At 45.6% G+C, this 10,085-nt stretch carries 9 protein-coding genes and 1 riboswitch; of the genes, 3 read left to right on the top strand and 6 right to left on the bottom strand.

From position 1 onward, the window contains the following. Nucleotides 1–467: 467 nt before the first annotated feature. Entirely contained in the window at nucleotides 468–923 is a 456-nt protein-coding gene (locus B7360_RS20555; RefSeq protein WP_046874612.1) for an RNA-binding protein, read from the top strand. Here B7360_RS20555 and murI read toward each other — a convergent pair. Genes murI through btuB form a run of 3 tightly spaced genes read right to left on the bottom strand, consistent with a single transcriptional unit; the run spans nucleotide 886 to nucleotide 4,309 of the window. Continuing rightward, a complete protein-coding gene (murI, locus tag B7360_RS20550; RefSeq protein ID WP_085344495.1) occupies nucleotides 886–1,689 on the bottom strand; it encodes a glutamate racemase in 804 nt (267 codons plus the stop codon). The genes B7360_RS20555 and murI overlap by 38 nt on opposite strands. 40 nt (nucleotides 1,690–1,729) lie before the next feature. Further along, the gene (locus B7360_RS20545) at nucleotides 1,730–2,413 is read right to left on the bottom strand and encodes an ATPase (protein ID WP_085344494.1); all 684 of its coding nucleotides are present in this window, start codon (nucleotides 2,411–2,413) and stop codon (nucleotides 1,730–1,732) included. Nucleotides 2,414–2,473: 60 nt separating this feature from the next. After that, nucleotides 2,474–4,309 (bottom strand): TonB-dependent vitamin B12 receptor, encoded by a 1,836-nt coding sequence (gene btuB, locus B7360_RS20540; protein ID WP_085344493.1) that lies wholly within the window; start codon nucleotides 4,307–4,309, stop codon nucleotides 2,474–2,476. Between the two features lie 55 nt (nucleotides 4,310–4,364). Continuing rightward, a riboswitch (cobalamin riboswitch) is annotated at nucleotides 4,365–4,565 on the bottom strand. 184 nt (nucleotides 4,566–4,749) lie between these two features. Here btuB and trmA point away from each other — a divergent pair. Next, complete coding sequence (gene trmA, locus B7360_RS20535; protein WP_033907263.1) at nucleotides 4,750–5,859, top strand: tRNA (uridine(54)-C5)-methyltransferase TrmA; 1,110 nt, start codon at nucleotides 4,750–4,752, stop codon at nucleotides 5,857–5,859. A gap of 66 nt (nucleotides 5,860–5,925) precedes the next feature. On the opposite strand, the gene B7360_RS20530 is transcribed toward trmA, so the two are convergent. Together B7360_RS20530 and fabR are read right to left on the bottom strand one after the other, a co-directional pair. Further along, nucleotides 5,926–6,291: a YijD family membrane protein gene (locus B7360_RS20530; protein WP_005378634.1), complete on the bottom strand. Its 366-nt coding sequence runs from the start codon at nucleotides 6,289–6,291 to the stop codon at nucleotides 5,926–5,928. Continuing rightward, the gene (fabR, locus tag B7360_RS20525) at nucleotides 6,291–6,932 is read right to left on the bottom strand and encodes an HTH-type transcriptional repressor FabR (protein ID WP_005378632.1); all 642 of its coding nucleotides are present in this window, start codon (nucleotides 6,930–6,932) and stop codon (nucleotides 6,291–6,293) included. The genes B7360_RS20530 and fabR overlap by 1 nt, the downstream gene beginning before the upstream one ends. A gap of 263 nt (nucleotides 6,933–7,195) precedes the next feature. Between fabR and sthA the strand changes: the two genes are divergently transcribed. Further along, the gene (gene sthA, locus B7360_RS20520) at nucleotides 7,196–8,626 is read left to right on the top strand and encodes a Si-specific NAD(P)(+) transhydrogenase (protein ID WP_005389689.1); all 1,431 of its coding nucleotides are present in this window, start codon (nucleotides 7,196–7,198) and stop codon (nucleotides 8,624–8,626) included. 57 nt (nucleotides 8,627–8,683) lie between these two features. Here the strand turns inward: sthA and dinF are convergent, their stop codons facing one another. Beyond that, on the bottom strand, nucleotides 8,684–10,033 hold the full coding sequence (dinF, locus tag B7360_RS20515) for an MATE family efflux transporter DinF (protein WP_085344492.1): 1,350 nt from the start codon (nucleotides 10,031–10,033) through the stop codon (nucleotides 8,684–8,686). Nucleotides 10,034–10,085 lie beyond the last annotated feature (52 nt).

Here is a 10,085-nt window from a genome sequence, read left to right as displayed (position 1 = left end):
TTCGTATCATTGAAACCTAATTTGATACCGAGGTATCTAATTGGATTATCATCAACGAGTGCCCACACAGATTGATAGGTCTATATTTTTAAAGAACTTTTCTAACTTATCCAGCAACTCAGTTGCTCGTCGTTAGGGGTGCATATCTTACTCCGCACCGTGAGAGAGTCAAGCATTTTTTCAAATTTCTTTTTCTCTCACTTCCGACTCGCTGTGTGACTTTCGTCTCACTCCGTGTCGGTGGATGCGCAGTATAGGGAGTTGAGAAATTAGTACAAGCGTTTTTTGCAAAAAAACTTTCAACAGGTCATTAGTTAGCCAAAAGCGTGATATTTGCATATTTCTTCGTCACATTTGAGACATATCACAGCAATTGGTTGGAAAAACACCAACCATATACGTAAGATTCATGTGTCTATTCTGTTAATGGACAATCGATCTCTTTATCACTATGTGTAGTAATTAAAATGACGTCTAAAAAAAATCTGATTTTATGTGCTGGGCTGGCCGTCGTTGGGGGAATCGTCTTCTCTCAAGTCACCATCCCACCAGCCTTGAGTTTTCTCATTGGTGTTATCGCTACTGCTTTTTTATTTTCATTTTCTAGCCAGACACCTTCTATTCAATCAACAGACTCGGATCCATCAACTAAAACTCTGTATGTCGGCAACCTTCCTTATAAGGCCAATGAGAGTCACGTTCGCGATTTGTTTGCTGAATATGGACAGGTCTATGCAGTACGCTTAATGAAAGATAAGCGCACTGGAAAAAGAAGAGGGTTTGGTTTTGTCGTGATGGCTGCGGCAGATGCCAAGCCAGCTATCGATAAACTTAATGAAAAGGAATATATGGAGAGAACGCTAAAAGTGAGAATTGCGAACGATCCTAAACACCCGGATGGTGGTAAACCAGAACAGGATTAAAACCTAGCTCCTTTAAACAAATGTTCAGTGCATCTTCCTGCCAAGGAGTTGCACTGGCATAAATCGACTTACTTCCCTCTTCCGTATCCTCAATTTCATCACTTAATAGTAATGCTTTTACTCGACGTGCAATGGCTGCACCCGAATCAATTAAAGTAACGTCCTCACCCAAAGCTTGATGAATTTCCTCTTTGATTAAAGGGAAGTGAGTACAACCGAGCACCGCAACGTCTACTTTATCGCGAAGCGGAAGCAGGATTTTTGTCAGTTCGTCTAGAGAAACGCTGTTGCCTCGCAACTTCTCTTCGGCCATATCCACCAAGCGAGTTGATCCCAACAGCTCAACTGGTTTGCCTTGCGCAAAGTCTCGTATTAACTCGTGAGTATATTGGCGTGTTACTGTCGCCGGAGTGGCGATCAGCCCTACCCCTTTTGATGCCAAAAGCGATGCGGGTTTAATCGCAGGGACAACACCAACAACGGGAATCGATAGATTTTCACGTAAGGAAGGAAGCACTATGGTGCTTGCCGTATTACAAGCAATGACAACAATGTCGACTTGGTGTTCTTCGACTAATGAAGAGACCAGTTGGTTAACTCGTGAAATGAGTACCGCCTGATCGAGTTCACCATAAGGGTAAGCCTGATTATCGAATAAGTATAAGTAGTCAAGATGCGGCAATAGGCGATGTATCTCTTGGAATACAGAAAGACCACCAACACCGGAGTCAAAAACTAGGACTTTTTTCTTACTTGCTACTCGCACGAGCCTTACCTAAAGAACAGAAACGTTGCGATCATACTGCTTAGATTTGTTTTGGCAATGCTTTAGCATGGTATCTTTGATGGCTGAATCTATCTCCAGATTCTACATCTCGCTTCGTTAGCTCGATATGCCCTTGAAAAGACGGCGAAGACGTGACCAGTGTGTGAAATTCACCATTTTCCCCACAGGGATCAATTTGACTTGGTAATGACTCTATTAGGACTTTGTCATACCAGCGACCACACCACTCTGGAGGGAGAACACTTCCGTCGATGGTGATCAACATCGTTTGAATACCACGCTCTATGATTTCCATCGCTAGTTTGTCGCTGCTCTCCCCTAATAGCGGAAAGACGCACTCCCAGCCAGCAGGTTCAATATAGCTGCGTCGGTACTCGGCAATGCCATTGCAAAACATATCGCCAAATGCGACAGCTTCTATATTCAGACCACTACTTTGTAATGCATTAACGATGGTCGATTGATAAATGTCGTTACTCGGAAAGACTTCAGGCAGTTCGATAGTAATGAGCGGAAGCGCAAGTAAGTCTGCTTGCATTTGTACAACCTCAAGCGGAGTTGCTTGGAAAGGGACTTCTTTCCCTACGTAAGTCGTGTACAAACCGACAACTTGATAATTTGGATTCTCGTTAAGGCGCTCAAGCGTTAATGTCGAATCTTTACCGCTGGACCAACTGATCACCACTTGCTTAGGTTTCGTCATTCGATTTTCCATCACAAAAATATTAAAAACCGCCCGAAGGCGGTTTGTGTTCATTCACGATTAGAATTCGTAGCCGACGTTTAGATAGTACGCTCGCTCCGCGGCAGGGTAACCTTTTGCCATCTCATACTCTTCATCAAATAGATTATCGATACGAGCGCTAATAGAGGTCGACTCATTCGGATAGTAAGTCACAGCCGTATCAACCAACGAGTAAGAAGAAAGCGTGATATCTTGTGAAGGCCAAGTGCTGTAATCCACATCTGGACGCTTACCTACATACTGATAGCTAACCGACCAGTCCACTTTATCGAAGCTCACTAAAGCGTTCCACTTATACATTTCTTTAGCGCGGCGCTGCAATTGATGCCCTTTATCGTCTTCAGCATCTTTGTAATCCGCACTCAACTGGTGCTGCACAATCCCTGTATCAAACTCAGCAACAAGCTCCACACCTTGGATATGTGTTTCACCATCGACATTCAAATATTTGTATGTGGTTGGATGGTAATCGATAAGATTCGTGATTTTATAGTCATAACCCGTTACGGACCAAAAAACTCCTTGGACATCACCGCTGAATGCTAGCTCCCAAGCATCTGACTCTTCCGGCTTAAGATCTTTCTCACCGTACGTTGGGTCATACTGTTGATATAGGTTTGGAGCCTTAAACGCAGTACCAAAAGAAGCTTTAACCCCAAACTCTGGCACAAACTGGTAACCAGCCGCTAAACTGTAAGTGAACTCACTACCGTATTCTTCGTTATCATCCAAGCGAGCACTGCCCTCAAGCATTGCTTTATCAATACTAGTTGTTGCCATACCAAACAGAGCGCCATTGGTACGATCAAACGTTTTATTCGCACTCTTGTCTTTATAAGACTCATTACGCCAGTCAATACCACCAGCCAACGTCGTATTGTTGTTTAGCAAGTAACTGTTGGTCCACTGGACATTTTGCTGCTCAAGTTCATCTTCAGTACCTGAGTGTTTGCCTTTTGCTTGCTCATAGTTCCAAGACTTCTGTTTCTGTGCCGTTACTTGTAGTTCTGACATCACATTGTCAGACTGATACTTACCGCCCAGAGTGGCAGAAAGGTCGTCTTTTTCTGCTTCGTAATAACCGCGACGGCCGTAGCTGCTGTCATATTGATAAACATTTTCGTAAGCACGTAGGTTACCAAATACAGACCACTGGTCATTGAAGTTATGCACGTAACCTAGCAGACCATTCTTTGTATCAAAGCCATGGCGATCGCCGTCATTAACTCCCGGTACAGGGCGAACGTTATAACCATCATCACTTTCACTACCAAGCGCGATATTCAGCTGGCCGCTCTCTGTGACTTTAATGCCAGATGCCACACTCAATTCTTGGTAATCTAAGCTACCTAAACCTGCGCTTAACTTCGTTCCTTCTTCGTCAGCACGTGCAATGGTGATGATGTTGATCACGCCACCAATCGCTTCTGAACCATAAAGTGACGCACGCGCACCACGCACGTACTCAATCCGTTGAACGTAAGTCAGTGGGATTTGGTTAAAGTCCACAGCGCCCTTAGCTGCACGCGCAAAACGTACGCCATCAACCAGTACTAGAACTTGGTCGGAACTGGTACCACGAACAAATAAAGACGCTAACTGACCACGACCACCATTTTGTGAAACTTGAATACCCGTAAGACGGCGCAACACATCTGGTAGGGTTTTCGCTTGAATGCGATCAATGTCTTGTCGAGTAACCACTTCGACATCTGCCAACGTACGGCTTTCGGCTTGCTCAAAACGGTTTGCAGTAACAACGATGGTTTCGTCAGTGGAGGTTTCTTGGGCCTGTAGATAAGAGACAGGTGAAAGCAGCGATGCCAAAGTGATCGCCAGTGCGGATTTTCTCATTGTATTGTCCTAAATCGCGTAATTCCTTCCGAGCCCTGTCGTCATGACAGTCCAGTGCTGTGGCTCAGTTGTTGGCAGGTATTCGGACTCAAGAGCACGGGTGTACCGCCTACTTGCTCGACTTCCCACATAAACTAATGCAGTGTCTGATGAGCGTTCGTTCTCTTTTACCGCTGCGCGTCAGTTCTGGATTCACACCAGATTCCCATTTCAGCCATCTAGATTGCTAGATAGCACCAACTTGAGGCAAATATTATTCAGCTATTGATTATTTGTCCAGCCAATATTGTCCTTAGAAGTTGTAACGTTTTGATTGATTTTGCTTTCTACTCTGTCTGTACGCACTATCTTTAAATCAATTCCAGTACAAAACTGGACATCCTATTGAGATTGAATAAAATCTGCGCTCTTAAATTGAATGCACCATAAAAGGTAAGATCATGGCTACTCTTGATGTAAACCCACAACGCTACCAAGAACAACTGGCTGAAAAAGTCGAACGTCTCACGGATATGTTCGCGCCATACAACATGCCAGAACTGGAAGTGTTTGAATCACCAGAGCAGCACTACCGCATGCGTGCTGAGTTCCGTGTTTGGCATGAAGGCGAAGATCTTTACTACATCATGTTCAACCAAGAAACTCGTGAGAAATACCGAGTTGACCAATTCCCTGCAGCAAGCCGTCTGATCAACGACCTGATGCCGCTATTAGTTGAAGCGATGAAAGACAACGACTCGCTACGTCGTAAACTGTTCCAGGTGGATTTCCTATCGACGCTAAGTGGTGAGATTCTGGTTTCACTGCTTTACCATCGCCAACTTGATGAAGAGTGGATTGAAAACGCGAAAGCCCTTAAACAGCGTTTAAATGATGAAGGCTTCAATCTAAACATCATTGGTCGTGCTCGTAAGATGAAGATTGTCCTAGACCGCGACTACGTGATCGAGAAGCTCGATGTAAATGGTCAAAGCTACATCTACCAACAAGTAGAGAACAGCTTCACTCAGCCGAACGGCAAAGTCGCAGAGAAGATGCTGGAATGGGCTGTCGACTGTACCCAAGAAAGCACTGGTGACCTACTAGAACTTTACTGTGGTAACGGTAACTTCTCGCTGGCCTTGGCACAGAATTTCGACCGCGTCCTGGCAACTGAGCTAGCCAAACCATCGGTTGTATCTGCACAGTACAACATCGCCGCCAATAAGATTGATAACGTACAAATCTTACGTCTATCAGCAGAGGAGTTTACTCAAGCGATCGAGGGTAAGCGTGAATTCCGTCGTCTACAAGATGCAGGTGTGGATCTGAAGAGCTACAACTGCAACACGATTTTTGTCGACCCACCACGTGCTGGGATGGATGTCGATACGTGCAAAATGGTGCAAGGTTACGAGCGCATCATGTACATCTCTTGTAACCCTGAGACTCTAAAAGAGAACTTGGACATTCTATGCGAAACACACAACGTGACGCGTTTTGCTCTGTTTGACCAATTCCCTTATACCCACCATATGGAAGCGGGCGTGCTATTGGAACGCAAAGCGTAACCCACGGCGTCAAATACAAAAAAGCGAGCTCAATGGCTCGCTTTTTTTGTATTTGATTCGTTTTGCTTATTCCGCAGAAGTCTTCTTGCTGACAAACCCTAGCTTCTTACCAATCCATGCGAGTAAGATCATTGAAACCATGATCGCAAAGAAGTTTGAGCCTGCTTCTGGGTATTGCGCTTTAATAAACGCAGAGTGGCCAAACGCACCTACGAAGAAACACGCCAAGCCAACTAATGGGATATCTTCTGATACCGGATTATTTAGGTACTCTTGGTAAAGAGCTTGTACAGCCAGTACGAGTGCAATCAATGGGAAGATTGAAAACGATACTTCACTCATGGTCAACCATGACAACAAAGCATCACCACACATACCTGCAACCAGTGCCAAAATCAGCGTTTTCTTTTCAGATTTATTTCCATTCGACATTATTCTATCCCGCCTTTTAATCGGTTACGTTCACGTTCTTTGCGATACCAATAGGCCCCTTTGGCTATCATTCGCAATTGCATGATCAATCGCTCGGCGAGTTCATCGCGCTCACGTCGATCTAAATCTAAAGCTTCAGCCCCCGAACTGAAAACCAAAGTCACAGACGCTTCTGCTTGAGTATACGCCTCTTCTCTGGTCACGCCGGTGCTCATTAAATACTCGGTTAATTCTGCCGCAAAATGCTGGATTTCTCGAGCAACAGCGGTACGAAATTCAGCAGAAGTGCCGGAGCGCTCACGCAACAACAAACGAAAAACGTTCGGACTACTTTCAATGAATTCCATAAAGGTTTCGACCGAGGTACGAATTACGCTACCTTCTTTCACAATACGTTGACGCGCCTGACGCATCAGTTGACGTAGTAGCAAACCGCCTTCATCAACCATGGTTAAGCCTAGCTCATCCATATCTTTGAAGTGACGGTAAAAAGAAGTCGGTGCAATCCCTGCCTCTCGGGCGACTTCTCGCAAGCTAAGGCTGGAAAAGCTGCGATCCGCACTTAATTGACTAAATGCCGCATCGATCAATGATCGACGTGTCTTCTCTTTTTGCTGTGCGCGGATTCCCATCGATTTCATTCTTAACTTGCTCTTTTTCTGTAGGGTACAAGAGCCTCAATATAACGCAATTTGCTCCTACGGAGAAAGATATGTTACTTCGCTCGCTCTGAGCGCGGAGAACGTTACTATTGGCATGCATCTAATTGCAATGTTCTCGATGCAATTTATAGACATACAACATACCAAATCATCCTTTTGTTCGATTCTGCGTGATCACTTCCACTCTCTAACAGGCATTACGTGTACCAATAGAGTAAATGAGTTAAAATCGCGCTAAAGCAATGTTAAGCAAATATAACAAGGAAGGCATAATGGCGCATGTTAATCACTATGACGTGATCGTAATCGGTAGTGGCCCTGGCGGAGAAGGGGCTGCAATGGGATTAACCAAAGCGGGACTGAATGTTGCCATTGTCGAGAAAGAAAGCAGTGTCGGCGGCGGTTGTACTCACTGGGGTACCATTCCATCAAAAGCTCTGCGTCATGCCGTTAGCCGCATCATCGAATTTAATAGCAACCCGCTATTTTGTCGAAACAACACCAGCGTTCATGCAACATTTTCTGACATTTTAGGTCATGCTAAATCGGTCATTGATAAGCAAACTCGACTTCGTCAGGGCTTTTATGACCGTAACTCATGCACACTTTTGTTCGGGACCGCACGATTTATCGATAACTACTCTATTGCAGTGATGCAAAGCGATGGTACAGAAGAAATCTATTCTGCGGATAAGTTTGTCATCGCGACGGGTTCTCGTCCGTATCAGCCTAACGACGTAGATTTCTTGCATGAGCGCATCTACGACAGTGATTCCATTTTGAGCCTGAAGCACGATCCTCGCCATATCATCATTTACGGTGCGGGCGTTATCGGTTGTGAATACGCTTCTATCTTCCGCGGACTTGGAGTGAAGACAGACCTTATCAATACCCGCGACCGCTTGTTGGAGTTTTTGGATAACGAAGTGTCAGATGCACTGTCTTACCACTTCTGGAACAGCGGTGTGGTAATTCGTAATGATGAAACCTATGAAAAAATCGAAGGCACAGAAGATGGCGTGATTATTCACCTACAATCTGGCAAGAAGATGAAGGCGGACTGTTTGTTGTATGCGAATGGTCGAACAGGTAACACCGATAAGTTGAATTTGGGTGCAGTGGGTCTGGAAGCGGATTCTCGCGGACAACTAAAAGTAAACCGTAACTACCAAACCGATATTGAGCACATTTACGCTGTAGGCGATGTCATCGGTTACCCTAGCCTTGCAAGCGCCGCTTATGACCAAGGGCGATTTGTCGCACAAGCCATTACGAAAGGTCAGGCAGAAAACTATCTGATTGATGATATTCCAACAGGTATCTACACCATCCCAGAGATTAGCTCTGTGGGTAAAACCGAGCAAGAGCTAACAGCTGCGAAAGTACCGTATGAAGTAGGACGCTCTTCGTTCAAGCATCTAGCTCGTGCACAGATCGCAGGGAAAGACATCGGCAGCTTGAAGATATTGTTCCATCGTGAAACCAAAGAAATTTTAGGGATTCACTGCTTTGGCGAACGTGCCGCGGAAATTATCCACATCGGTCAAGCCATTATGGAGCAAAAAGGCTCAGCGAATACCATCGAGTATTTCGTCAATACCACCTTCAACTATCCGACGATGGCCGAAGCGTATCGTGTCGCTGCATTGAATGGTTTGAACCGCTTGTTCTAATCTATGCTTCTTGATAGCAGACGGAAAAACAGCAGGCTTGGACCTGCTGTTTTTATATCAACATTGTGCGAGGAAGGTATCCTTGCGCCATTGGTAGAGAAAGATAACCCCTAAACCAACCCCCCGCATCAACATAAAGCTCGTCATTGCAAACCACAGCGCGTGATTTTCCCACTCGGCGAATAAGTAAAAGACGACGAAGAAACTGCTGGTCGCGACAAACATACTATTGCGCATGTCTTTGCCTTTGGTTGCACCGACAAAAATGCCATCCAATAGAAAGCACCACATCGACGCAAGTGGCATCACCACCAGCCACGGTAGATACACCGCAGCTTGCTGTTGTACTGCCTCAATTGAAGTGATCATGGCGATCAACTGCGATCCCGCCAAACCAAAGAGCGCGGTCAGCCCCAAACAAATAACCAAACTCCAAAAGAAAGTGCCGACAAGCGATGCACTCAATTGTTGCCTATCTTTGGCACCAATCGCCTTCCCGACCATGGCCTCCATTGCGTAAGCAAAGCCATCCATGCCATACGAGATAATCATCAGGAAGCTCATCAGAACCGCATTTGCAGCGACAACCTCATCACCAAAGCTCGCACCTTGGAACGTCATAAAGCTAAAAGCCGCTTGCAGACACAAAGAGCGCAAGAAAATATCGCGATTCAATTTCACGAAGCGCCCTAAACCGTGATGAGTGCTGGCTAGCAACTTTTGAGGTGATGGTAATTGTCTCTCTCGCCAGGTTTTCCAGACACACATGAGACCAAAGCCCATGCCTGAGTAGTCAGCAATCACCGATGCCAACGCAGCGCCTTCTACTTTCCACCCCAAACCCATCACAAACAACAAATCGAGGGCAATATTAGTCACGTTGGTGATGATCACCATCCACATTGGTGCTTTGGAATTTTGCGTTCCGAGCAGCCACCCCAACAACACAAAGTTCATTAGCGCTGCGGGGGCACTCCACACTCGGATAGAGAAATATTGCATGCCGTAGTGCTTCACTTCAGCACTGGCGTCACTCCAACCAAAGATCAAATCAGCAATCGGGTTATGGGCAATAAGAAAGACTAACGCAAACAGTAGCGCCATGAGTGAGCCTTGCATAAACACCAAGGCAAGTTGTTTTCGGTCTTCACCGCCATAGGACTGCGCCGCCAACCCAGTAGTCGACATACGCAAAAAACCAAGCAGCCAAAATGTCACGCTGATCATGGTACTGCCCAACGCAACACCGCCCAAATACCAAGCGTGGTCTAGATGACCAATCACCGCAGCATCGACCAAACCGAGCAATGGAACAGTAATATTCGACAGCACCATAGGTATCGCTAAAGCTAAGACTTGGCGATGAACTTTTGGGTTAGATAAAGGAGAGAAGATTGAATTTGTCACAGGCACCTCATCAGTAAGATCGACGAGTGTACCTGAGCGCTTAACGACTAGC

Source organism: Vibrio sp. ArtGut-C1, assembly GCF_002105475.1.
Lineage (GTDB): Bacteria > Pseudomonadota > Gammaproteobacteria > Enterobacterales > Vibrionaceae > Vibrio > Vibrio diabolicus.
This window is presented reverse-complemented; position numbering and strand designations above follow the sequence as displayed.